General features: G+C 40.0%; 18 protein-coding genes, 3 tRNA genes and 1 pseudogene. 10 read left to right on the forward strand and 12 right to left on the reverse strand.

Translation table 11 applies throughout. The features are described 5' to 3' along the window. The first annotated feature begins 7 nt into the window (after positions 1-7). Positions 8-1,039, forward strand: coding sequence for a cytosolic protein (locus tag AAEU31_RS12440; RefSeq protein ID WP_235383964.1), 1,032 nt, complete (start codon positions 8-10; stop codon positions 1,037-1,039). Positions 1,040-1,054: 15 nt separating this feature from the next. On the opposite strand, the gene AAEU31_RS12445 is transcribed toward AAEU31_RS12440, so the two are convergent. Together AAEU31_RS12445 and AAEU31_RS12450 are read right to left on the reverse strand one after the other, a co-directional pair. Next, positions 1,055-1,267: a hypothetical protein gene (locus AAEU31_RS12445; RefSeq protein WP_138556647.1), complete on the reverse strand. Its 213-nt coding sequence runs from the start codon at positions 1,265-1,267 to the stop codon at positions 1,055-1,057. 43 nt (positions 1,268-1,310) lie between these two features. Continuing rightward, positions 1,311-2,375: a potassium channel family protein gene (locus AAEU31_RS12450; RefSeq protein ID WP_135923204.1), complete on the reverse strand. Its 1,065-nt coding sequence runs from the start codon at positions 2,373-2,375 to the stop codon at positions 1,311-1,313. Between the two features lie 144 nt (positions 2,376-2,519). Here AAEU31_RS12450 and AAEU31_RS12455 point away from each other — a divergent pair, with 144 nt between their 5' ends. Next, entirely contained in the window at positions 2,520-3,473 is a 954-nt protein-coding gene (locus AAEU31_RS12455) for a chemotaxis protein CheV (RefSeq protein ID WP_135923203.1), read from the forward strand. Positions 3,474-3,587: 114 nt separating this feature from the next. Next, positions 3,588-4,901 carry a short-chain fatty acid transporter gene (locus AAEU31_RS12460; protein ID WP_421967339.1) on the forward strand — a complete coding sequence of 438 codons (1,314 nt, stop codon included), beginning with the start codon at positions 3,588-3,590 and terminating at the stop codon, positions 4,899-4,901. A gap of 53 nt (positions 4,902-4,954) precedes the next feature. Here AAEU31_RS12460 and AAEU31_RS12465 read toward each other — a convergent pair whose 3' ends face one another. Beyond that, complete coding sequence (locus AAEU31_RS12465) at positions 4,955-5,971, reverse strand: metalloprotease (protein ID WP_199527613.1); 1,017 nt, start codon at positions 5,969-5,971, stop codon at positions 4,955-4,957. A 176-nt stretch (positions 5,972-6,147) separates the two neighbouring features. Here AAEU31_RS12465 and AAEU31_RS12470 point away from each other — a divergent pair, with 176 nt between their 5' ends. After that, positions 6,148-7,368 carry an EAL domain-containing response regulator gene (locus AAEU31_RS12470; RefSeq protein ID WP_135926214.1) on the forward strand — a complete coding sequence of 407 codons (1,221 nt, stop codon included), beginning with the start codon at positions 6,148-6,150 and terminating at the stop codon, positions 7,366-7,368. On the opposite strand, the gene AAEU31_RS12475 is transcribed toward AAEU31_RS12470, so the two are convergent. Then, entirely contained in the window at positions 7,365-8,429 is a 1,065-nt protein-coding gene (locus AAEU31_RS12475) for a hemolysin family protein (RefSeq protein ID WP_135923198.1), read from the reverse strand. The genes AAEU31_RS12470 and AAEU31_RS12475 overlap by 4 nt on opposite strands. Positions 8,430-8,573: 144 nt before the next feature. Between AAEU31_RS12475 and AAEU31_RS12480 the strand changes: the two genes are divergently transcribed. Both AAEU31_RS12480 and AAEU31_RS12485 read left to right on the forward strand, forming a co-directional pair. Next, positions 8,574-11,069, forward strand: a complete 2,496-nt coding sequence (locus AAEU31_RS12480; RefSeq protein ID WP_421967340.1) for an alpha/beta hydrolase family protein — start codon at positions 8,574-8,576, stop codon at positions 11,067-11,069. A 165-nt stretch (positions 11,070-11,234) separates the two neighbouring features. Next, positions 11,235-11,939 carry a response regulator transcription factor gene (locus AAEU31_RS12485; RefSeq protein ID WP_135923196.1) on the forward strand — a complete coding sequence of 235 codons (705 nt, stop codon included), beginning with the start codon at positions 11,235-11,237 and terminating at the stop codon, positions 11,937-11,939. 8 nt (positions 11,940-11,947) lie between these two features. Here the strand turns inward: AAEU31_RS12485 and AAEU31_RS12490 are convergent, their stop codons facing one another. From AAEU31_RS12490 to nudE, 7 genes are all read right to left on the reverse strand, one after another. Beyond that, the gene (locus tag AAEU31_RS12490; protein ID WP_135923195.1) at positions 11,948-13,459 is read right to left on the reverse strand and encodes a YifB family Mg chelatase-like AAA ATPase; all 1,512 of its coding nucleotides are present in this window, start codon (positions 13,457-13,459) and stop codon (positions 11,948-11,950) included. A gap of 38 nt (positions 13,460-13,497) precedes the next feature. Continuing rightward, positions 13,498-14,112: a trimeric intracellular cation channel family protein gene (locus AAEU31_RS12495; protein ID WP_135923194.1), complete on the reverse strand. Its 615-nt coding sequence runs from the start codon at positions 14,110-14,112 to the stop codon at positions 13,498-13,500. 1,050 nt (positions 14,113-15,162) lie between these two features. Next, a tRNA-Met gene (locus AAEU31_RS12500) sits at positions 15,163-15,239 on the reverse strand. Between the two features lie 63 nt (positions 15,240-15,302). After that, positions 15,303-15,379 (reverse strand) — tRNA-Met (locus AAEU31_RS12505). 44 nt (positions 15,380-15,423) lie between these two features. After that, positions 15,424-15,500 (reverse strand) — tRNA-Met (locus AAEU31_RS12510). A gap of 240 nt (positions 15,501-15,740) precedes the next feature. Continuing rightward, positions 15,741-16,538 (reverse strand): 3'(2'),5'-bisphosphate nucleotidase CysQ, encoded by a 798-nt coding sequence (cysQ, locus tag AAEU31_RS12515; RefSeq protein WP_421967341.1) that lies wholly within the window; start codon positions 16,536-16,538, stop codon positions 15,741-15,743. Then, entirely contained in the window at positions 16,531-17,103 is a 573-nt protein-coding gene (gene nudE / locus AAEU31_RS12520; protein WP_171040476.1) for an ADP compounds hydrolase NudE, read from the reverse strand. Before nudE ends, cysQ begins: the two co-directional genes overlap by 8 nt. Before the next feature lie 61 nt (positions 17,104-17,164). Here nudE and yrfG point away from each other — a divergent pair, with 61 nt between their 5' ends. After that, the gene (yrfG, locus tag AAEU31_RS12525) at positions 17,165-17,821 is read left to right on the forward strand and encodes a GMP/IMP nucleotidase (RefSeq protein ID WP_421967342.1); all 657 of its coding nucleotides are present in this window, start codon (positions 17,165-17,167) and stop codon (positions 17,819-17,821) included. On the opposite strand, the pseudogene AAEU31_RS12530 reads toward yrfG, so the two are convergent. Then, a pseudogene (locus AAEU31_RS12530) lies at positions 17,822-18,307 on the reverse strand (dUTP diphosphatase); the annotation flags it as partial. It abuts the gene before it with no gap. 119 nt (positions 18,308-18,426) lie between these two features. Between AAEU31_RS12530 and AAEU31_RS12535 the strand changes: the two are divergent. From AAEU31_RS12535 to AAEU31_RS12545, 3 genes are read left to right on the forward strand one after another with little or no spacing between them, the layout of a single operon-like run. Continuing rightward, on the forward strand, positions 18,427-19,620 hold the full coding sequence (locus AAEU31_RS12535) for a tyrosine-type recombinase/integrase (RefSeq protein WP_421967343.1): 1,194 nt from the start codon (positions 18,427-18,429) through the stop codon (positions 19,618-19,620). Beyond that, positions 19,617-21,662: a hypothetical protein gene (locus AAEU31_RS12540; RefSeq protein WP_421967344.1), complete on the forward strand. Its 2,046-nt coding sequence runs from the start codon at positions 19,617-19,619 to the stop codon at positions 21,660-21,662. Before AAEU31_RS12535 ends, AAEU31_RS12540 begins: the two co-directional genes overlap by 4 nt. Beyond that, the gene (locus AAEU31_RS12545) at positions 21,659-24,373 is read left to right on the forward strand and encodes a hypothetical protein (RefSeq protein WP_421967345.1); all 2,715 of its coding nucleotides are present in this window, start codon (positions 21,659-21,661) and stop codon (positions 24,371-24,373) included. Before AAEU31_RS12540 ends, AAEU31_RS12545 begins: the two co-directional genes overlap by 4 nt. The last annotated feature ends 1 nt before the right edge of the window (position 24,374 follow it).

Genomic DNA, 24,374 nt, shown 5'->3' on the forward strand with positions numbered 1-24,374 from the left:
GGGATGTATGAAATTATTATATTGGTTAGATGAGTGGACCCATCTCCCACATGAACAACAACAAAGCCGAGTCCCATTTACCGGTGGTGACTTACTCGGTGATGTATATGTGAAGTACCATATCATCGATGCAAATAAACCTCTGCTATTCACCTTCTCACCAGCGGGAACCAACTACCAAGAACATGATCTCACAGATGATTTTTCGCCTTGGGCCTATAAACTTGCGAAAAAACAAGATGTGAATGTAATTGCCTTCCAACATTTAGGCATTAGTAACTGGTTTAGACACCGCAACCTATTGTTTTTTATTGAGCAGTTAGCGCCATTGATTGGCGGATTTAAAGAACGATTAGGATATGGCTTGAGTCGTGGTGGCTTTGCTGTTGGTGCATTTGCCAATCTATTAAAGCTTGATAAAGTCTTGTTATTTCATCCTGTCAGCACAAAAAATAAAAACAAAGCCCCATGGGATGACCGCTCAAGCACAGATATCGCACAAAAATTTGACTGGAACGGTGATTATCACGATTTAGACCTAGGTCATGCTAAAGGCTATATCATCTACGATCCAACCAATCGTATCGACCGAGCTCATGCTAAACGCTACCCACAACTCACCCATTTACGGGTGTTCGGTATGGGCCATAGCGTTCATGCTACGTACTTGAATAAATTTGGTTTTTATAAAGATGTTGCTGTTGATTTTATTAGCCACCAGCAAGTCGATATTGCTCAATTTCGACAGCAGACAAAAACGTTACGTTTTAAAGAAGACTATTATCGTCGGCTCAATAAAGCCAACAACGGTTCGGCACACCGCTTAGCCTTACTTAGTAAGGCACACACAATTTTGACTGAAGAAAAAGCTGAGCATATTCAAGAGCAAAATGGCACAATTGATGTTCAGCCGCTGATTGATGTCGCAATCAAGCATCAGGATGAACACCCAAACGATGCAATAAAGATTTTAGAGGTGGCGCAGCAACTTTCACCTGATGACCCATTGATAGATCATAAATTGAAACAGTTGAAGTGAGACAGTAGCTGTAAGTTAACCCTTCGTTTTTATTTTACGGTGTTTTTTGACCCGCCCGTGTTTAGGGACAATAGTTAAATACATCACTAAAGCTAACCACGAAAAGAAAATGATACCAATTAACCAAGCATTCTTTTCGTGGCCTTGAGTGCGTTTACTATTGAGCACAATGACCACAGGTAAAATGTAGGCACTTAAAACAATAATTAAAAACGCAACTTCATTCATAAATACCAATTCGCTTAATTAAAAGTATTATTGCGGATTGGTACTATACCAACGCTGACCAATCAACTTCGTCACTCAAAACACGCTCCGCAGCAATATAATGCAAAATATCTCCTTCACTGACTACATAGTCAAGTGGCGGATTTAAATCCATGTTTTTTGCACTTAAATTATGTGCTACACCCAGTAATATAGCATCGTGGCTGTATTTAAAGTGATGAAACAGCTTGCCAAACTCCATTGCTTGCACGCCTTTTGGAATAGGCAAACTAAACTGAGTATCACCATGAAGTGTTGATAACAACTCTTCTTGCACACGGCTCGAACCTGGATCTTGCATTGAACGCACTAAGATTTCGGCTGACTTGGCACTACTGCATTCAACATTATGACAGAGCTCATGTAGCATTTCGATTTTGGTTTCGTCAGTAAAATGCGCGCTAATATGACAATCCTTATTTACCAACTTACTTATGCGCAGTGCAGTAGTAAACGTTTGGTCATCATCTTGGCCATCAATAATAATTTTATCGGCGCGTTCAATTGCGATTCTTTGCAACTCATCTAAGTCGGTAAAGCTACTTAGGCGTGCAAAATCAACCATCGGATTTGTTAAAAATGGATGCTCCATTTGTTCAGTAACTGCCAATAGAATACGACGATCTAAGCGTTTTTGATCGGCTAGAATATAGTCAACCATCTTCTTAGTACGAGTATCGTGCCAACCAAAAATAATAATGTGATTGTTTATATGTGCGAAGCTTTTATCACCCGTCATAGCGCGCCTGATTAAATAAGTTACTGTTTGCCCTGTTTTTCCTAACAGAACGCCAAATAATGCTAAACCAAAAGGTATTTGTAGTAATGCAACAATCCAGCGACCAAGCTCAGTACTGGCACTAAAATCGCCATAGCCAACTGTTGATGTTGTTACAACATAATAATAAACGTAGGTACTTAGTGGTGTTAAAGCTTGCTCTCCTGCAAGCATAAGCAGCCACCATATAAGTAGCATATGCAAAAGCGTGGTAACCACCACAGCCTGCCAACTTACTTGATCAATATGACTGCGGATAAGTACCACTATACGATTTAATAAATAGTGCATAATCCTTGCAATTTACAGTGGTAGAAATTAACGATACGGTACTGGAATGCTTGCTCTTTGGCAACAGATTGAAATTACTAATGCATGTCGATGAAAAATAATAGTAGACTATAATATCTCTGTATTAGTTGTTTTGGGTGAAATATGTCAGGTGTTCTTGCTTCAGTTGATAAGCGTACGCAACTAGTCGGTGAAAACCGCTTAGAGCTTTTACTATTTTACCTCCACAGTCGCCATTTATTTGCTCTTAATGTTTTTAAAGTAAAAGAAGTCGTTAAACTGCCTCATATCAGCAAAATTCCTCACGCACACCCGAAAGTGTCAGGTGTAGTTGATATTCGCGGTGAGTCAATTCCTGTGATTGATTTACGAAGAGCGATTAACATGCCTGAAGCTAAACACATTGAAGATACAAACCTCGTTATCACTGAATACAATCGTACCGTACAAGGCTTTTTAATTGGCAAGGTTGATCAAATCATTAATATGACATGGTCTGATATTATGCCGCCACCAACTGCGATTGGTAAAAATCATTATCTAACAGCCTTAACGAAGGTGAAACGCGATGGCCAAGAGCAACTGGTTGAAATAATCGATGTAGAAAAAGTGCTCGCCGAAATCGTTGAGTACGAAGTACATATTTCTGAAGATATTCTTGATAAGAGTATCGTGAACGAATTTGCAGGCCGCAAAATTCTTCATGCTGATGATTCACCAACGGCTCGCAAACAAGTAAGCGATACTTTATCGCAACTCGGCATCGAAATTATTCCTGCTCGTAACGGACTTGAAGCACTCGAAATGTTAAAAGGCTGGGCTGATCAGGGCAAAGACGTCGAAAAAGAATTACTTATGGTGATCACCGATGCAGAAATGCCAGCAATGGATGGCTACCGTTTAACCCACGAAATTCGCAACGACAGCCGAATGAAGAACTTACACATCGTGCTTAACACATCACTCAGTGGTAGCTTTAACCAAGCCCTGGTTGAGAAGGTTGGTTGTAATGCCTTTTTATCTAAGTTCCAGCCAATTTTGTTAGTGGAAGAAGTACAAGCCCGCTTAAAAGCCGTGCTAGAACAAGATGCTCAGTAATCGTTTTTAACATTTGTTTTATTAATATAAGCTAAAGCAACGACGTCGCAATTTGCCAATCATCGTTATTCATGATTTATTGGCTTTATCGATTCGACGACAACAATAAAAACTATGCTAAATCGCGTTGCCAAACCATTCACTAAACTAGTAGAGCGTTACCTACCCGACCCGTTTGTATTTGTTATATTACTCACCTTGCTGAGCTTTATCGTTGCGAGTCTCTTTACACCGTCAACGCCCACACAAGTGCTCGCGGCTTGGGGTGGTGGATTTTGGAACCTATTACAATTTGCTATGCAAATGCTGCTAGTACTGCTTACAGGCTACATGTTAGCGAGTACTCCAGTTATGCGCAGCATACTCAATAAACTTGCAACACTAGCAAATACCCCAGCCAAAGCAATTATACTCGTGACGCTCGTTTCTTTATTAGCGAGCTGGCTAAACTGGGGCTTTGGCTTAGTCATAGGCGCTTTGTTCGCCAAAGCAATTGCGAAACATACCCGTGTTGATTACCGTTTATTGGTTGCCAGTGCCTATTCAGGCTTTATTGTTTGGCATGGCGGCTTAGCCGGTTCAGTGCCGCTGACAATCGCGACCGACGGCCACTTTGCAGAGCAAAGTATTGGTGTAATTGGCACCGAAAACACGATCTTTTCGGCATTTAATATCGCTATTGTTGTGGGCTTGTTTATTATCATGCCGCTGGTAAATCGCTACATGCTGCCAAACGAGAAAGACAGCGTCTATGTTGACCCCGCAAAGCTTGATGATGAAACTAAGCAAATAGCAACACCTACCCGCCCTGCCGAAGTAATAGAGCATAGTCGTTTGCTAGGAATGGGGATAGGTGCCGTTGGCCTTGCCTATTTATTCTATTATTTTGTGCTAAGCGGAGGCGGCTTAAATTTAAATAGTGTGATCGCTATTTTCTTATTTAGCGCAATTTTACTACATCAAACACCACATAATTTACTCCGAAGCTTACAGCAAGCAATCCCCAGCGGTGCTGGTATTGTGATTCAATTTCCGTTTTATGCCGGGATCATGGCGATTATGGTAAAAACGGGACTTGCTCAACAAGTCTCTGAAGGATTTATTGCCATTGCAACAGCCGAAACGCTGCCTTTTTGGAGTTTTTTAAGTGCCGGGTTTGTGAATATCTTTGTGCCATCAGGCGGCGGCCAATGGGCAGTGCAAGCGCCGATTGTCATTCCTGCAGCACAAACACTTGGCGCTGATATGCCACGTGTTGCTATGGCTGTCGCATGGGGCGATGCCTGGACTAACCTAATTCAGCCGTTCTGGGCACTTCCCGTGCTTGCTATTGCCGGCTTAAAAGCAAAAGACATCATGGGCTTTTGTCTTGTGCAGCTGATCATCACCGGCGTGTTTATATCGTTAATGCTGAGCTTTTATCCTTAGTACGAATGCAAAAGCACTGAGTTTTAGCCCACTCAGTGCTTAATATGCAATTCTTAGCTCGATAAAATCTTCATTGGCAAGCTAAGGATTGCGCTTTCTGAATCAGCAAAATGCATCATCACCGCAACGTGGCCTGCAACAACCAATGCGTACATGACCGCTGAAAAACCTTGCCCGTAAGTATCAAGAGGGATTAAGTGTGAATAATGACGACCACGCCATTCAAATACAATTTCAAGCGCGCCAACAAACAAGAAGAACACGAGGAGCATTAAACCAAAGGTATAGCTCAGCCATAAACCAAATAACACGCCTAATAAGCACACGCTTAAGCCGACCCAAGAACGCATAGAAAAACTAATGCTTTTTAGTACATGACCGCCATCTAAAGGCAAAATAGGTAACAAGTTAAATAGGTTTAACAGTGCACTGAGTACTGCCACACCGGCGAATATTTCCATTTCAGTGGCGTAGTAAAGCACCACTCCGAGTACTGAGGTAATTAAGCCAAATGCAGGCCCCATTAGAGAGATCACCACGTCTTGCCAACGGGTGGTAATTTTATCGTCGGAAACGGCCAAGCCACCGACAAACGGAATAAGATAAATACCTTTAGTTTTAATGCCAAAATATTTCATAGCGCGCACATGACCATATTCGTGCACAACCAAGCAAGCAATTAACATCAAAGCAAATTCAATAGAAAAAAGCCATGCGTAACCTGCAACTGATGCACCCGCTAAAGCAGCTTTCACTACTTTTGCACTTTTAAATAATTTAAAGCCCAGTGCTAGCAGGCCAATGATGCCGCGTTTTGGTTCAGCGTCTTCTACCGCAGGAAGTGCAAGTTCACTAACTAATTGCTGATTAACATAAATAGCTAAGCTTTTTTCATGCACTTTGCTGGTATCTAAGCTAATTTTTTGTCCTTGAAAATCAAATTCATACTTATTCTGAGTCGGGTTATCAAATGCAATAGCTTGCTGTTGATGGAATAACTGTATTAATTGCGAGCCGTGCAAATGCAAAGTGAAGGTTTCATTTGCTAAGCTCAACTGAAGTCTTGCCATAATCTGTAAAAATACTAGATAAGAGTGCGGCTATTATACGTAGGACAAAATAAATTACGAGAGAGAGGCTTCTACAATTTAAATTACTCTGTCCAGCACACAAACAACCAAAAAACATGACTAACTAATATTTATCTACTACTTTTAAGTATAGTGTTCTCGTTCAAGGAGTGAATATAGTGAAGTCAAATAGGCATATTCTCGTAGTCGATGACTCCAAAGCGATTCTTATTGTTATGCAGGCTATTTTGAATGAGCTGGAAATTAGCCATGTCACTACTTGCCTAAGTGCAGAAGAAGCCCTAGAAAAAGTAAAAAAAGCGCCTCACTTCTTTGATGCTATCTTTACTGATCTAAAAATGCCCGATATGGATGGTATGGAATTGATCCGTCATTTAGGCGCAATGAAATACCATGGTGCTATTGCGATCATTTCTGAAATGGATCCCAAAGTAATTGATTTAGCAGCTGATATTGCCCGTAAAAATAATGCCCATCTGATTGGTAATATATCTAAACCCGTGCAGTTGAATCAGGTTTATTTGTTGCTGCAAAAACTTGAGCATTTTTCATTTCACGTAGAGCGGACAAAATCCCCTATTTCTGAGTCGCTGTTACTTCATGCGATTAGTCACAACGAAATAATTCCATTTTACCAACCCAAAATTAACCGCCACGATAACCGTGTCGAAAGTATTGAGGTATTAGCGCGAATAAATACAAGTAAAGAAGAGGAAATAATTCTACCTGAGCGATTTATTTGTGTTGCCGAGGATTTAGATTTAATTAACCTTATTACCTTTCAGCTCTTTGAAAAAGCGACCAACGACTTTGCCGAAATCAAAGAACATTTTCATCCTAACCTAAAACTGGCTTTTAACTTATCGCCTTCGCAACTCGAAGACTTAAGCTGCCCAGATAAATTGGCATTAATATTACATCTAAATAACCTCACCCCAGGTGAAGTTATTTTAGAAATAACCGAGCAATACGCCTTACGCACCGCTGCACAGTTAGAATCACTAAACAGATTAAGAATGCGAGGATTTGGTATTTCTCTTGATGACTTTGGCACCGGCTTTACCAACATACAACAATTGAAAACCTTACCATTTACCGAGATTAAAATAGATAAAACGCTGATCAGTAATATTGAAACTGACCAATTTTCTCAAGTCATTGTCAGTAGCCTTGTGAATATTGCTATTCAAGAAGATTTATTTATTGTCGCCGAGGGGATCGAGCGAGTAGAAGAACTCGAATACTTAGACCGCTATAAAGAATTTATCTTAATGCAAGGCTTTTTGTTATGCCGCCCGAAAGCCAAAGAAGATTTTTTAAATTGGTCAATCTCATGGCGGCAAATGGTCAAAACAGCGACCGGGCAGCGTCGCTAAGGCTCCCGTTTGTCATCACTAACAATGGTATTACTTCGTGCTAAGCGCTGTCGCCAACGCTGCTTAGCCACTTTTTGCATATTTGCAGATTGGTCATGTTCATCAACAATCTCAAGCCCCATCAGCGCCTCAATTAAATCTTCTAAGGTCACAATCCCTTGAACATCTCCGTATTCATCAACCACTAAACAAATATGGGTTCGCCCTGACAATAAGGTTTCAAGTAGCGTTGGCACATGCAGGGTCTCTGGCACTGTATAAATTGGTTTAACCAGCTTACTTATCTTATAGTCTTCACCTAAACGATGATACGCAAGCATAATATCGTTTTTATGTACAAAGCCGATAATATCATCACCATTTTTGTCATATACCAGCACCCGAGAGAATGACGATGAGCCATGTTCAGACAAATACTGATTAACAGTTAAATCTTTATGCACTTTAAACAGCACAGTACGCGGCGTCATTATGGTATCTAGCTTAGCGTGGCGAAAACGCAGCAGACTCCTAATAATCTCAGATTCGTCGTGACCAAGTGCCCCTGACTCTGTGCCTATATCAGCCATGGCTTCAATTTCTTGGCGAATATAGTAGGCCTCATCATAATTACGCCCCAAAAAGCGCGTGAGGATATCTGCAAACCAAACGAAAGGTTTTAAAATGACCACCAACCAAATAAGGCTAATGCTGACGATAGGTGTTAGACCACGCCAATAATTTGCACCCAGTGTTTTCGGAATGATTTCAGAAAGTACAAGAACCAATAAGGTCATAATTGCCGAGGCTATTCCAACAGCAGCATCTGAAAAAACCACTGCAGCTTGTGCACCAACACCTGCAGCACCAGCTGTGTGCGCAATTGTATTAAGCGTTAAAATAGCCGCGAGCGGTTGGTCTATATTATCTTTTAGCTTAGCAACGCGTTTTGCTAATGCAGGTTGCTGCTTCCTTAACATAGCAACATAGCTTGGCGTTATACTTAATAACACCGCTTCCATTACCGAGCATAAAAAAGAGACGGTAATAGCAACCAACATATAAACAAGTAAAAGTGTCACTGTGCATCCTCATTGTTCATCTAAGCGCCCACCATATCAACAGATAACTGGAACCTCAAACCCATCAGCATTCTAACGCAGAGCTCTTTTTGCTAGTTTTTCTGCGTGCTATATTGCTAAAACTTACCTTCAACAGGCGAAACTATGACATTTACAACCACTTGGCTGAACAAAAAAACTCAGCTAAAAACCACGCTTAGCGCACTTGTACTTTGTTCTCTAAGTTCAACAGCTATGGCAGACGCTATTGAACGTTCAGCAATTCAGTTTATTGGCCCTCTTAGCGATGATATGCAATTAAAGCCTTATCAAACCGAACATCGTGACGCTATTATTGCCAACTTAGTACCAAGCTTACAAAAAAATAGCGACAATATTCGTATTTTTGGCGACGTGATAAAGTGGCAATCATTCGACAAAGTAAGCGCCCTTACATTAGGTGGCCTGCAAGCACTAAAATTTACTGCATCAACCGAGCGCTTTAGCCAAGGCTCGTTGACTCTTAAAGGCATTGAAAACGCACAGCTGTTTATCGATGGTGAAAAGCAAACAGAAAAAAATAACAGCTATGAGTTAGCTTTAAGCCAAGGCGATCACCAGTTTGTTATCATCACTGAGCAAGTAGCAAACTGGAATGAAGTTGAGCTTGATTTTACTGCTAAGTCAGAACTAGATACTGTGCAATTTAGTTCTAAACAACAACATGGCTTGTCTGCAAAACAGTTATTCGATGCGCCAACGGTAAGTTATATTTCAATGGCGCCAAATGGCAATTACTTTATTACTAGCCAACGCCATTACGAAGATGTAACGGCTAATCAAGCGCAATACGTGACTGAGCTTAAAGACGCAAAAAACAATACTCTTTATCGCTTTGAGTCAGCCCAACCGAGCAATATTACTTGGAGCCCTGATAGCACAAATTTAGTGTATCTATTAAATGGTGAGCTTAAGCGTTTAAATCTAAAAACGATGCAACTTAGCGTGATTGCTAAAAACCTTTCTGGTGCAAGTGGCTTTCAATATTTTGATAACAACAGCTTAATTTTTAGCTGGTCAAAATCACCAACAGACAATGGCAAGCTCACTAAACATTATCAAGGCCTGCAAGACCGTTGGTCTTATGCTCGTACAACATCACAAATATACTTGCTTGATATCACAACAGGTCTTAGCAAAATTTTAAGCCAAGGCCCACTTAGCCATTCACTTGAAGATTTTGATGCCAAAAACGGTCACGTATTAATGAGTCGCTCAGCACAGGCAATGCAGCTTTCACCACAGCCTGCAACAGAGCTTGTTGAGCTAAACCTAGCTACATCGGCTATCACGGTGCTTGGTCAATTTAATACCTTTAATCAGGCTAAATATACTGATGACGGTATTTATGTCACTGCTGGCCCAGATTTTAATAATGGCTTAGGCCGAAACCTTCCTGAAGGCATGCTGGCTAATAACTATGATGGTCAACTTTACTTACTCAGCCGCGACGGTAAAAAAGCAACCGCTTTAAGTAAAGAGTTTAACCCGGCTATCGGCCAGTTAAATGTACTAGAAAACGGTGATGCACTTATTAAAGTCACCGAGCAAGATACCGTACAACTTTATCAATACGACTTAAGCAAAAAGCGTTTCAATAAAGTAAATACAGGCTTTGATGTTGTTGAGCAATTTAGTTACTCAAACGAACGCAATCCAAGCATTTTAGTGACTGGCACTACAGCGTCAACACCACAGCAACTTAAGCAGCTCAACTTAGGCAAGAGCCGTGCTAAAGTCGTGTGGGATTCAAAGCCAATTGGCTATGAAAATACCCAAGTAGCCTCACTTGAAGAGTTTAACTTTACTAATAAAGATGGCATTGAAATTAAGGGTCGTGTTTATTTACCTCATGATTTAGATAGCAAAAAACAATATCCTGCACTGGTTTATTATTACGGTGGCACATCACCAGTAACACGTGGCTTTACAGGTCGTTACCCATTTAACTTATGGGCAGAGCACGGCTATGTTGTTTACGTAATACAACCAACAGGTGCGACTGGCTTTGGCCAAGAGTTTTCGGCTAAACATGTAAATGCATGGGGTGAGTACACAGCTAATGACATTATTGACGGCACAAAAGCCTTTTTGGATAAATATAGCTTTGTAGATAGTAAGCGTGTTGGCAACTTGGGCGCGTCTTACGGTGGCTTCATGACCATGCTACTAGCAACTAAAACTGATCTGTTCAGTGCATCTATAGCTCATGCGGGGATCTCAAATATCACCTCGTACTGGGGTCAAGGTTGGTGGGGTTATTTATATTCAGCTGAGGCATCAAAAAATAGCTACCCTTGGAACAACCCTACACTTTATAGCCAACATAGTCCGGTGTTTCATGCTGATAAAGTAACAACGCCGCTATTACTCCTTCATGGTGATTCAGATACCAACGTACCAGTTGGTGAAAGTCACAACATGTACACGGCATTAAAGCTACTCGGTAAAGATGTTGACCTAATCGAATACAAAGGAGCAGATCACCAAATTTTTGCGCGTGATAAACGCTTTGACTGGTGGAACACCATGCTGGCGTATTTCGATAAAAACTTAAAAGATCAGCCGCAGTGGTGGCAATATCTTTATCCTGAAAAATAGTTTAATCACTTGGCTGAGCACTGCACGAGTGCTCAGCTTTCACCCTTTTCAACTATCGCTAAGCCATTAAATTGTAAGAAATAGTTACAAACCTCGCCATTACACTTCTCAGCCTTCGCTATACAGTGCTAACATAACAACAAATCAAGTGTGAAATTAAAGCGAATGACTATTCAAGTTTTATTGGTTGAAGACGACGAACTGCTCGTTAAACGCATTCTTAACCACTTTAAAGAAACTGAGTTTAACATTGAGATAGATTCAACAGGTGCTGATGCATTGAGCATAGTGCAATCTCGTGCAGCTTCTTCACAAGCTATTTCTTTAGCAGTTATCGACATTGTGCTACCTAAGCGCGATGGGTTATTGCTTGCCAAAGAACTAAATGCTCTGACTGATATTGGGGTCATTGTTTTATCAAGCCGAGATTCGCAAGCTGACCGTATCGCAGGCCTTGCGCAAGGGGCCGATGATTATATTTGCAAACCAGTGGATTTACTCGAGCTAGAACTTAGAATGCGCGCACTGTATAAACGCCTTAAGAGCTCTCAAACAAACGACGAAAGCGAAGAGTTTATTGAGTACGCCAACTTTAAATTACACCCTGATAACCGCACGCTGATCACACCCAGCGGCGAAGAGTCTCGCCTGACTGAAGCAGAACATAAAGTTTTAATCTGCTTAATTGGTAATGCAGGTAAAGCTACATCAAGAGAAAAGATTTCCGAAGAAATTGGCCAGCCTGATTGGAGTCCAAGCGATCGTACCGTTGATGTATTAATTGGTCGCCTTCGTAAAAAGCTCAGCGATGAAAAAGATCAAAAACGCATTGTCACCGTGCGCGGTAAAGGCTACATGCTTTCAATCTAATTCGTTTTCTAGTACTGCGTTAACTGACTTATTAGTCGTTCAAACGCACGGTAATTTAGCGCTTCTTTTAATTCATTTAAGGTAATTGTTGGCTGGGCTTTTAAGTCGCTTAAAGTTCGGGCCACTTTGATAATACGATGATAAGAACGCGGTGACAGCGCCAGTTTCTCACTAGCTTTAGCCAAAAACTGCAACTCAGCGGCTCCTAGCTCACAATAACGCGCCATTTCTCTATTACTTAACCTGGCATTCACCTTACCCTGCCGATTAAGCTGTATAGCATATGCTCGCTCTACACGCTGGCGCACTTGATCACTGCTTTCTTCTGCTTGGGTGCTCTGCAATTGGCTACTTGTAAGCCGCGGTAACTCTATTTGCAAATCAATCCTATCGATAAATGGCCCAGACACCCGAGATAAGTATCGCAAGACTTGGTCTGGCGTTGCACGTTTATCGGTATGACTCCCTGTCGGGCTAGGATTTAATGCGGCGATTAGCTGAAACTGCGATGGGAACTCCATTTGCCTTGCCGCTCGAGATATTGTCACTACACCTGTTTCCATTGGTTCACGCAGTGAGTCGAGAACTTTACGCTCAAATTCAGGTAATTCATCTAAAAACAACACGCCATTGTGTGCCAATGATATTTCACCGGGCTTCGGATTTGACGACCCTCCCACCAGCGCTACCGCAGAGCAAGTGTGGTGTGGATTTCGAAATGGTCGCTCGCGCCAATTTGATAGATCTACCGATTGACCTATAATCGAATACAATGCTGCGGTACTAATGGCTTCTTCGTCAGACATGGTGGGCATAATCGTCGGCATACGCTGTGCGAGCATTGATTTTCCTGTACCAGGGGGGCCAAGAAAAAGTAAGTTATGTCCACCAGCGGCAGCGATTTCTAACACTCTTTTTGCGCCGGGCTGCCCTTTCACATCACTTAGATCAAGTAGCGACTCTCGGTTTGGCTGCTGCTCTGGGTAGTGGATATTCAAAGGCAGAGGTTGCTGATTTAGTAAGTCGTTCCAGACATCTTGTAATGAATAAACCGCTTTTCGTGATACGCCAGAAACTAAACTAGCTAAGTTATCGTTTTCGACAGGTAAAAAGCAACAGCGCCCTTGCTCTTTAGCACCCAACACTGAAGGTAAGATAGCATTCACACCTCTTACTTCACCGTTTAAGGCAAGTTCACCATAAAATTCATAACGATGTATGTCGTTGCAGGTGATCTGTCCAGAAGCGACTAGAATCCCTACTGCTATGGCTAAGTCAAATCGCCCGCCATCTTTTGGTAAATCAGCGGGCGCAAGATTAACGGTTATACGTTGATCAGGAAAGCCAAACTGCGAGTTTTCGAGCGCGCTACGTACACGGTCTTTGGCTTCTTTTACTGAGGCTTCAGGAAGACCAACAATATGAAACGCTGGCAATCCATTACCTAAATGCACTTCAACAATCACTTCAGGAGCTTGCACGCCAACCTGAGCACGAGAAAAAATTCGGGCTAAAGACACGATCCGATATGTCCCTATAGTTCATCCATAGATACAGTTTAGTCAGGATATTTAAAAACATGCAACGTTAAATGCCACCTCATTGCAGCTAAACGAAGCATCAGTGTCATTAACATTGCCATAATCATGGCAAGCTCAGTGACTAAACCTAGGGAAATACTTACTGTGTAAACAATACCACCGGCGATACATGTTATCGCATACAGCTCGCCTTTTAACAGCATGGGTATGTTGCCTGCTAATACATCGCGAATGACTCCGCCAAAACATGCCGTGATAACCCCCATAATAATCGAAGTCGTATCTGGCATACCGGCAAGCATTGCTTTTTGAGCCCCCATAACAGCAAAAAACGCGAGTCCAAATGCATCTGCAATCTGTAGTGCACTTAGCGAAATAGAGCGCTGTTTGTTTATTAAACGCGTAGTGATAAATACCGAGAGTAAAATAGCCCAAAAATAGCTTTGATCATGCAGCCAAAAAACAGGAATGTCTAAAATAACGTCGCGGACTGTGCCGCCACCAATTGCAGTAACAGTGGCTAATACGACAACACCAAAGCCATCCATCTTTTTATCATATGCCAGTAGCGTCCCTGAGACCGCAAACACGGCTACGCCAAATAAATCAAACCAATGGTAAAGTTCAGTCATGTTTGTAGCTAAAAAGTAATATTACTGACGTTGTAACATAAACCTTTCTATCTTTTAAGCGAAGATTCATTACTCGCACTAAGCCACTAGCATAGTAAAGAAAAGCAACTGAATACTCAGCTGCCAAAACTCAAAGGAAGGAAAGCTGAACTGTAAGAGGTTAGGATCTCAGTGATGCTTTAACCATAGCTGTTATTGAGCCATGTTTGCCCGTCAAATACTTACACAAGAGATCCTATCAAGGTACAGCCTAAAGCCATACTTTAAGATTAGTTCAGTCAGTTCTGATATGTAAGTAAATTACGACAAAAAGAATGAAAAATAAGTAAAAAACACTTCTTTTGATTTTAACTATAATAATTTTTTACTAAAAACTAATACATATAAATTCAGTTGATTTTTATAAAGCATTTCTCAATTTACGGGTGGATATCAAGCTATCAGGAAGGTGTTAGAAGGATTTAACATTAGCAGTTGATGCAAAGCAACTTTTTGCAGGCACAAAAAAACACGCTATAGCGTGTCTAGTATTACATATTAATTTTTTAATTTCAGTTGGTTGCGGGAGCTGTGAGTTTTGAGGGCTAACCGACGACCTTCGGGTTGTGAGCCTGAATTTCAGACATAAAAAAACACGCTATAGCGTGTCTAGTATTACATATTAATTTTTAATTTCAGTTGGTTGCAGGAGCTGTGAGTTTTGAGGGCGAACCGACGACCTTCAGGCTCTGAACCTGAATTTCAGACATAAAGAAACACGCTACAGCGTGTCTAGTATTACATATTAATTTTTTAATTTCAGTTGGTTGCGGGAGCTGTGAGTTTTGAGGGCGAACCGACGACCTTCGGGTTGTGAGCCTGAATTTCAGACATAAAAAAACACGCTATAGCGTGTCTAGTATTACATATTAATTTTTAATTTCAGTTGGTTGCGGGAGCTGTGAGTTTTGAGGGCGAACCAACGACCTTCGGGCTCTGAGCCTGAATTTCAGGCATAAAAAAACACGCTATAGCGTGTCTAGTATTACATATTAATTTTTTAATTTCAGTTGGTTGCGGGAGCCGGATTTGAACCGACGACCTTCGGGTTATGAGCCCGACGAGCTACCAGGCTGCTCCATCCCGCGCCTGAAATTATTAAGTTTATTTTACTTCTCACTTAATTTAAGAAGTCAGCCAATTCAAATAATTGGTTGCGGGAGCCGGATTTGAACCGACGACCTTCGGGTTATGAGCCCGACGAGCTACCAGGCTGCTCCATCCCGCGCCTGAATATTAAGTTTATTTTACTTCCTACTTAATTTAAGAAGTTGGTTGCGGGAGCCGGATTTGAACCGACGACCTTCGGGTTATGAGCCCGACGAGCTACCAGGCTGCTCCATCCCGCGCCTGTATGTTTAGAGTCCCAGAAGCCGGATTTAAACCGACGACCTTCGACTTCAGGTATTAGCGAGTCCGACGAATGATTTATCATTCTGCTCCATCCCGCGCCTGTAATCTCTAAGTAACATGAGCATGTTAACGATGCCTTGTTCCGAAGAGAGCGCTATAATATAGCAATAAAATTAGAAATCAAGCGTTATAATCAAAATACGGGCTTAAGCGAACAAAAAGCACACAAAACCTCACTAAAGTGCGCGCTGATGTGGACTAATCATTTTTTGCCACTCCCAGTCAGGGTGCCCCATAACAATAAAATCAGGGTTCTCGGTACTTTCTCGTTGATTGTAAGTTAACGGATTGAATTCAGCGTCCGTGATGCAACCACCCGCTTCTTCAACAATGACTTGCGACGCGCCTGTATCCCACTCACCTGTTGGCCCTATTCGTAAAAAACAATCAGCTTTACCTTCCGCGATAATGCATGCTTTTAATGAACAAGAACCTAATGCAACCGTCGCAAACTGGGTATTTAAATATTGGCTAACAGCTTCAATTTTTTGTCTTCGGCTTACAGCTAAGGTTAAATTATCCGGCGTTGCTACCGAAATTTGCTGATCTTGGCCATTTTCACGTTTAAACGCGCCATTTTGATAACTAGCAAAATAAGTCACTTGTTTCGCTGGCCAATGAATAACGCCAAGCACTGGGCGGTTATTTTCAACTAAAGCGATATTTACTGCAAAATCACCACTTTCTAAAATAAACTCGCCAGTGCCATCCATTGGATCAAGTAACCAATAACGCTGCCAATCTTTTCTATCTGCCAGCGCTGGAATAGGTGTTTCTTCTGACATAATTGGAATATCAGGCGCTAATGCTTGTAAACCTGCCATCAACACCTCATTCGAGGCTAAATCAGCTTTAGTAACAGGCGTATCATCTGACTTTTGCTCAGCACCTATATCATCCTGTTGATAAATGGCCATTATAGCGTCGCCAGCTTGTTCAGCTAACCGAATACACGGCTCTAAAAAATTATTCATTGCCCGCTCCCGACTCTAAGTACTTTGTTAATAATAGCAAAGCTGCGACACTTCGTGCTTCGGTAAAGTCTTCTTGTTGCAATAATGATTGCCAATCACTTATTGGCCATTTCACAACGACAAGCGGTTCAGGCTCATCACCAGGTAAGGTTTCAGGGTAGAGATCTTCGGCGTACAAAATATGCATAGTGGCATTAAAGTAACTCGGTGCCATGCTGACTTTTTTAAGTTCAGCAAAGTGCTTCGCGCCAAAACCAACTTCTTCTTTAAGCTCACGATCTGCAGCTTGCTGTGGTGTTTCGCCCGGGTCAATTAAGCCCTTAGGAAAGCCCAACTGATAATCATTGGTGCCTGCACAATACTCTCGCACTAATAGCAGTTCATTATCGGCCGTTACTGGCACAATCATCACTGCCCCTCTGCCACCGCCACGAATTCTTTCGTATTGCCTTTGCTCGTCATTAGAGAACTTCAATTCGAGAGACTCAACAGTAAATAGTCGACTTTTAGCGACAACTTCATTAGACAAAATTTGCGGTGGTGTAGGATGCTTTTTCTGTGTCATTGGCATTAATTTGCTATCATGGCAGTTATGCTCATCATAAATCTTTTAAAGTGAATTGCCTATGTTAAATTGGTCAAAAATCGATACTGTGTTGTTAGATATGGATGGCACCCTACTCGATTTGCATTTTGATAATTACTTTTGGCTAACCGTTATTCCCGAGCAATATGCGCGTAAACATAAAATCAGTTTAGACCAAGCAAAAGCTGACATTTTACATCGTTATCAACAAGTTCACGGGCAAATTAATTGGTACTGCTTAGATTACTGGCAACAGCAACTTGATTTACCGATTATGGCGTTAAAACGTGAAATTCAACATTTAATCAGAATTCGTGACGATGTTCCGCCGTTCTTAACGGAGCTGAGAAAAGCAGGCAAGCAATTGATCATGCTTACTAACGCGCACCCAGATTGTGCCATGTTAAAGTTTGAACACACGGCTATCGATAATTACTTAGATGGGGTTATCTCAACTCACCAATATGGCGTGAGTAAAGAGCATCAACCATTGTGGCAACAAGTACACCAAGAATGGCAGTTTGATAAGGAACGGACTTTATTTGTCGATGATAGCCCTGCCGTGCTAGATGCGGCAAAAGAGTTTGGTATTGGCCATATACTTGCGGTTGCCAACCCTGATAGTCAGCAACCGCATAAGCAGTTCGATGGCTTTTTATCGACCATCGATTTTCGCGAGTTTATACCCGTTGAATGATTACTTCGGGTAACGCTGTTCTAGGCCTTGGTATACAAGTTTTGCAAAATCTGCATGCTCTGTATCCAGGCTTTTAACCACTTCTACTAAGTGCTCGTTATCTTCTTGGCCATTCCAGACTTTGATATAACTACCGTCTTTGTAACCATGATCTTGACGGAAGAAGTTCAAGGTATTTTTACCAACATAACCACGGTATAAATCATCGATATCCATACCAATTTGAGCCATACAACCTGCAAATGCAGCTGCATTAAAACTCTTTTCAGCGACTGCTGACGCGGCTAATAATTCGAGTGTTTGTTTAAAGTCATCAGCTTGAACTGGCGCACTTAACTCAGCTTCAAGTTGCGCAGCTAACTGCTCATAGCTGGTTTCACCATCAATACGTAAAGATAAACCAAAATGGAAAATATCAACTAACTCTAAAATAACTTGTTCAGTATCTGGGGTTTGTTTTTTCCACCACTTCCAACCGTAGTGGTCTTATGGTCTATAATCTAATAAAAGCTAAAAAGTGAGCGCAAGAAAATATATCACAATTATTGCTTAAAAGGTAAGTAAGAACATATATCACAATTATTGTTTAAAAGGTAAGTAAGAACATGAAGAGCGTAAAACTAGATAACTATCAATATGCAAATTCGAAAGTAGAAAACCTTAGGGTCTTTTTAGACGATGAAGGTCGCATCATTCTGCTGCCATTGCTGTTTTCATATTACCTAAGTAAAAACTTGTTGGTTCATAAAAGACGTGTGATAGAAGAAGACGGTAAAGAAATTATACAACTGGTGATAGAGTCTGTAGCTGCAAGCACAGCAGATAGCTACCTAAACTGTCTAATGACGCTATTGAAATATGTTAACTCGAAAAGCAGCATTTTAGGAGTAAATGTCCATCAAATAAACACAATTTCCGAATCAATACTAATTGACTACCTTAATACTTATTTACCCCAAAATTTATCACCAGATACTATAGAACTTCACAAGTCAGCGTTAACGGCCTTTTTTAATTTTTTAGCTCATATAGGAATGCGAAGCCCAGTCGAGCTATATATAAAAAAAGATGCTCTTTCAACCGCACGAGACAATGATGAAAAAGAAAAAAAAATCAACTACGTCTCTAAATCAGGTCGATTCAAACTCATTAGTGAATGCGACACTATTAGAGATCGGTTAATTTTGAAAATGGGTGCTGAAGTTGGCCTAAGAGCCTCCGAAAATCAAGGGTTACGCCTTTACACTAAAAAAAGAGGCGAAGACTCAATAAATGATTTATTTAACAAGCTTGATTCTCCTGAATTCTCACATGTGCAAGAGTTTAAATATTGGCTTTCTGGCAAACATTGCAAAGGAGGTAGTCCTCGGTATCTTTATTTCAAGAGAGAATTGCTTGGAGAGATGAAGCAATATTATCTCAATGAACGGGCCGAAATAGTAAAAGAAACAAAAACAGATTTTGATGGTTTATTTCTTAATTATGGTACTCGTGGTTTTGGTACAGAAATATCAGCACGCTGCGCATCTTCTGTATTTTCGAAATATAAAAAAAGAGTGCCAGAACTTAATAATAATTTAAGATATCACGACTTAAGACACTCATTTTTAACAGAACTTTATTATGATGAGTTGCTAGCTCCATCGGGCAATGAAACGCGTTCAGAAAGCGCTGCTTTGATAGTTGTGGCAAAAAGAGCTGGACACACATATACAGAAAAAGAAGGGATTGTTCCCAAGGTTACAATAAGATACGTAAGATTGCTCAAAGAGATGAAACTTATCGAAGGTATAGAATGAAAATAGTAAAAACCAAAACTTACGCCTTCGATGATAAAAAAGTAGATAAAGAAGGCGTATCCGAGACTCAAAACAACATCATTCATAATAGTGATATGGTTTACTCGGCGAAATTTCTCCCTCAATACTTGACAGTTTACTTTAACGCTTTTATTCAAATGACAAAAACAGTTTGGTTTAAAAAATTAAACTCTGAAAGCCAAAATAAATATTTAACAAGTATTGTTAAATTTCTAGATTGGGCGCAGTTACAGCCTTCTTCACAATCTCTAGAGATACTCAATAACTTCGACAATTTTGAAATTAAACAAAACAAAAAGAAGCCTCAGAGTTCAATCGCCAGAAAAATACAAACAGCTTTAACAAAGGTACGTGCCAATGCATATTTGAGAGCAAAGGATAGATTGCAAATAAAGAGGGTTTTAGACAATACCAAGCTAGCTAGAGACCTGCCCAGTGACTCTAAACATCTAGGGCTGTGGTTTACGAGTCATCAATGGCTACAAAAAGAATTAGAAAAAAGGCACTTGAAATTAGCAAGTCCCAAAGCGCTACATAGTTCATTTCATACCGTTATTGCTCAGAGTCTTTTAACCCTTTGTAAAGCTCGGAAAGAGCTAAATGTTATTAATAAACATAGGCGACATTATGAAAGTAGCTCTGTAAAAGCTAAGTCATCAAGGGATCAACAAAATCAAATTGCTGATCTGCTTAAAGAAATGCATCAAAGTGATTCTCAGTCTGCACGTCAGGTAGTTTGGACAGAGTGTATAAAACCATCATTTGAACATGAACTTCACGATGCCGTATACAAAAATGGTGCTTTTGAACTGACAAATGCGCTAAAAGGAAAAAGTTCAAATTATCCATACCGTAGGCCAGAAGTTTTATCTGGTAAAACCCCGTCAATTGTCGAGCAAGTGTTATGTTTTTGGTTGTTATGCGGCTTGGCAATTCAGCCTACTGATGCAGCAAAAATGAAGAGAAAGTATTTGGTTATAGATAAGGCACAGTCTGGCCGAACACGCTTCTTTCAAGTCAAATATCACAAAGGGCGTGCAACAGACTACGAATCACCATTATTGCTCGGACGAGATTTGGTAGTCCAGGCAATAGAATCATATTTAGATTTGCTCCCTGATAATCAAAAAAGACTGTTTACTGACAAAGTAACCGCAGCGTTCTCTTTTAGTAACCCATACCAAAAGTCTCGTAAGTCACACCCGTTTTCTGTTGGTTACTTTCTTATAAAGCTTTGGAATGCAGATTGGTTCAAAAAAGAAGTCGTCGCTAAAAATATCGGAGACTCTCTTTTTTTAGACGCGCTAAATATTCTGATTCGTTCAAAAGGAATAACGTTTGAAGAATGGAAGTCTAAAAATAAAAGCAATACTGATTACGAACAGTATTTGATGAAGTGTTCCAATACCATTCCTGAAAAACTTTTCAGCGGTACACACATTAAAAATACATCAGTATATTCTCGCTCAGACCAATATAGAGAGGGTGATCTAGTAAATGATAATTCACATACATCACTCACAGAAAAGCTATCTTATATGACTGATAAGAATAAAGAGTGGGTTAACCAAGTTGGTCGGATAACCAGACTTGTTTTAGATGACATTGAAAATCATGCACTATCACCATGCGGACAATTTATCGACAATGAAGTATATGAAAAGATATTAAAAACCAGGATATCACAAGTAACATCTTCCGAAAAAACACGAATCAACAATTTGAACATCCACGTCGAAAGTACCGAATCCAGTGAAGATTTTGTAGTTATTGAATCTACTGATAATGCAGTATCAATGCTTCACTATATTGAACAAGCGGATTTAAATTATACGCGTTTATCTAACAATAACCCTGGTTTTGTAGAAAACACTCTAATTATAAATGTCGAATGGATGTTCCATTGTTTAAATCAGTTTTCTCCAGAAACACTTAAGTCCGCAAATAAGCTGTTTAGTGAGATCAAAGATGTATTGCCAAAGTTGTTTTTGAATGAAAGCGCAGGGAATATTTCAATATGAATATTTTTTATAACAGAGATAATTATCTGAAGGATAGATTAAATTCATATATTACCTTGGGTAATAAAAATGAACTGAGTGCATCAAAGTGGATGTTTTTTGAAAAAAATGAAACTTACACTCTAAACTTTGAGGTTTTATCTTCGGCCAAACACTCTGATTTAGATTACTTCACAAAACATGCTCTTTCAAAAGAAAAGATAGCAAAAATACTCTTTCTAGATTTGGATGATAAAAAATCTTCACTATCTACGACAAAAGCAAATGGGGATCTGATCTTACTGTTAATTAATTATATAACAGAATACGGCGTCGTTAAATTTGACTCAAGTGACCTCAAGTATTTCTTTGAATACTATATGATGAATAGTGTATTTGAAAATGGTTTCATTGAACGACTGTCGCCTAAATCTTACACCACGTCCAAAGTCGCATTAAATAAACTAGTTGAAGTTAATTCTTTGCTTGCTGCAAATGGCTTCCCTTTACTTTTTGATAGAATTGTCTCGAATAAAATTATTGAGAAGCAGTTAGAGTACGCATTTGAACTAATTTCAAGCGAAGAAATTAGCTATAAGGAGTGGAAGTTAGGAGGCTCATTCAATAACTTAACACTTGATTACGGCAGATATTATGTCGAATATTGTCATGATATTTTTTCTAAATATTTTGAAGTCGCACATGCGTTAAGTGATGTTTACTCAAGAATAGAGCAACATTTACACTCTGTTGGCCTTGAGTTACATAAAAATAGTCGCCAGCTTTTTCTGGGTATATTAAGCAACGAAGACGTAACTCAACGCCCCTATAAGATGTATGCTAAAACCAAGGTTGACCAACTAAAAGAATTAATAACCGAAGATTATAAACGGACGATTTTAAGTCAATTTGAAATTAATAACTGTTTCACACCTTCAAGTGTAAATTTTATCGCTAAGTCGCTCGGTATTGAACCTGAGAGCCACCGAGAGGACCATCTTGCAAAATATCAGGAAGAATTAGACCGTCTTAAAAAAATAATATACTACCATCTCGTAGAACATGATGAAGAAATTGTCCAAAAACTGCTTGAAGAATCACGATTTGATACTACATATGAAGCTTTTTGTAGAGCGGTTGAACAAGTAAGGCTGTCAACCATTGTGCCATCAATGCCAACAGCTAAGCTTTATGAATCTCTATGCATAGAAAAAACCTCTGGTGCAAAATCTTCAGCCGAGCGCTTTATTCGTAAAATCAAAGCGGCTGGTGCAACACAGTTAATTGCTATTTGTGGCTGGCGTGGCAGTGAATTCGGATTTCCGCTTTCATCAATTCGAAAAGTTATCAATGAAGATCCTTTGGATCAATATACTGTCCCATTCAGACAGATTGTGAATTGGTACGTATACAAACAACATGCTGATGAGCTAATTGATCGAGAAATAACGCATCAAGCTTACGTGTTAATCAATAAGCTCGCATTGTTGAACAACAATAAAGATTTCGAACCTGCGATTTACAGTGCCGAACAACGCACCAGTTCACCCAACGGTAAATCTGTTTCTCATTCGGCTATGTTATCTGCAACTCAAATTAACTGGCTTAATTATGTTAAGAACAACCCTCATTTCATCGCACTCGACGAACTAGAAGAATATAAGCAGTTAATCCAGAAACAGAAAATAGGCAATCTAAATGACGAACAAAAACAGAGATTACGTATTCTATCAACTGCGGAAAATCAACAATGGTGGGCAAACATCTCTAATGATCCCAACTTAGTCGAGACAAAGCGGCGAGCCAAGCTTGAACTAGATAGAGTGATGTTCAGGATCTCAATAGAAGGAGAAATGTACAAAAAGTCATGGCTACTTGCATATCGCGACTATTTGATATCTGGGCTAAGCACTCTTTCACACAAAATAATAAATCTATTGACGAAAAATCTTTCTAGCTCAACGAAAGATAAAATTCGCGATATGAACGATACCCAATGCAGAAATAAATCTACGATAAATCAAATTAGTAACGAAATAGTTGAAGGGTGCTTATACCCTACTACCCATAGCTTTAGGCATATGTGGGCTGAGGCCGTTTATAGACGGTTTGACGGAGATGCTGGGTGGATGATTAGAAGCCAATTCAAACATATATCAAAAAGTATGTGGCTAGCTTACATTCGAGATAAAGATAATCGGAGACGGCATGACGCAATTAAGGTAAATGTCATGAGTTCTATAGCAAAAAATTGGCTACGAAAATCAGGAGCTGGTTTTTCTGGTAAGTTTCACAAGTATCTGCATAAAGTCATTAAGAATACAGCTGTGAAGACACAAGAAGCACTTGAGTCATTGATTGACAAATTAGCTAAAGAATCTCTATTGTCAATCAAAGCAAACGCTTGGGGGTTCTGTATTTTGCGAAAAGGCACTATGGTTTTATCAAAGTGTTTCGATGGTCTACAAGCAAGGCCAGAGAACGCAAACCTAGGTCTTTGTCTTGACTGTATTAATAATATAACTCATGAATCTCATATTGATTATATCGTGTTAATCTCATACCAACACATTGATTTGTTGAACGTAAAAGAGATCAAAAAAATACCTAAAGCATTTCTTAAAGAATCAATTTCATTTGTTACTACAGCACTCAAGCGAATAAAAGAAATTGATGAGAATCACGAGGTCATACCTGTGATGCAACAAGCACTGAAAAACGCACGGGGGTAAC

This window comes from Pseudoalteromonas thalassia (assembly GCF_049257215.1).
Taxonomy (GTDB): domain Bacteria; phylum Pseudomonadota; class Gammaproteobacteria; order Enterobacterales; family Alteromonadaceae; genus Pseudoalteromonas; species Pseudoalteromonas lipolytica_C.

Bases quoted from the DNA above. Each gene is read 5' to 3' on its own strand.
- AAEU31_RS12445 (WP_138556647.1), bottom strand. From the start codon at position 1,267: ATGAATGAAGTTGCGTTTTTAATTATTGTTTTAAGTGCCTACATTTTA.
- nudE (WP_171040476.1), bottom strand. From the start codon at position 17,103: ATGACACAGAAAAAGCATCCTACACCACCGCAAATTTTGTCTAATGAA.
- AAEU31_RS12460 (WP_421967339.1), top strand. From the start codon at position 3,588: ATGCTAAATCGCGTTGCCAAACCATTCACTAAACTAGTAGAGCGTTAC.
- AAEU31_RS12540 (WP_421967344.1), top strand. From the start codon at position 19,617: ATGAAAATAGTAAAAACCAAAACTTACGCCTTCGATGATAAAAAAGTA.
- AAEU31_RS12480 (WP_421967340.1), top strand. From the start codon at position 8,574: ATGACATTTACAACCACTTGGCTGAACAAAAAAACTCAGCTAAAAACC.
- AAEU31_RS12455 (WP_135923203.1), top strand. From the start codon at position 2,520: ATGTCAGGTGTTCTTGCTTCAGTTGATAAGCGTACGCAACTAGTCGGT.
- AAEU31_RS12485 (WP_135923196.1), top strand. From the start codon at position 11,235: ATGACTATTCAAGTTTTATTGGTTGAAGACGACGAACTGCTCGTTAAA.
- yrfG (WP_421967342.1), top strand. From the start codon at position 17,165: ATGTTAAATTGGTCAAAAATCGATACTGTGTTGTTAGATATGGATGGC.
- AAEU31_RS12440 (WP_235383964.1), top strand. From the start codon at position 8: ATGAAATTATTATATTGGTTAGATGAGTGGACCCATCTCCCACATGAA.
- cysQ (WP_421967341.1), bottom strand. From the start codon at position 16,538: ATGAATAATTTTTTAGAGCCGTGTATTCGGTTAGCTGAACAAGCTGGC.
- AAEU31_RS12450 (WP_135923204.1), bottom strand. From the start codon at position 2,375: ATGCACTATTTATTAAATCGTATAGTGGTACTTATCCGCAGTCATATT.
- AAEU31_RS12495 (WP_135923194.1), bottom strand. From the start codon at position 14,112: ATGACTGAACTTTACCATTGGTTTGATTTATTTGGCGTAGCCGTGTTT.
- AAEU31_RS12465 (WP_199527613.1), bottom strand. From the start codon at position 5,971: ATGGCAAGACTTCAGTTGAGCTTAGCAAATGAAACCTTCACTTTGCAT.
- AAEU31_RS12545 (WP_421967345.1), top strand. From the start codon at position 21,659: ATGAATATTTTTTATAACAGAGATAATTATCTGAAGGATAGATTAAAT.
- AAEU31_RS12535 (WP_421967343.1), top strand. From the start codon at position 18,427: ATGAAGAGCGTAAAACTAGATAACTATCAATATGCAAATTCGAAAGTA.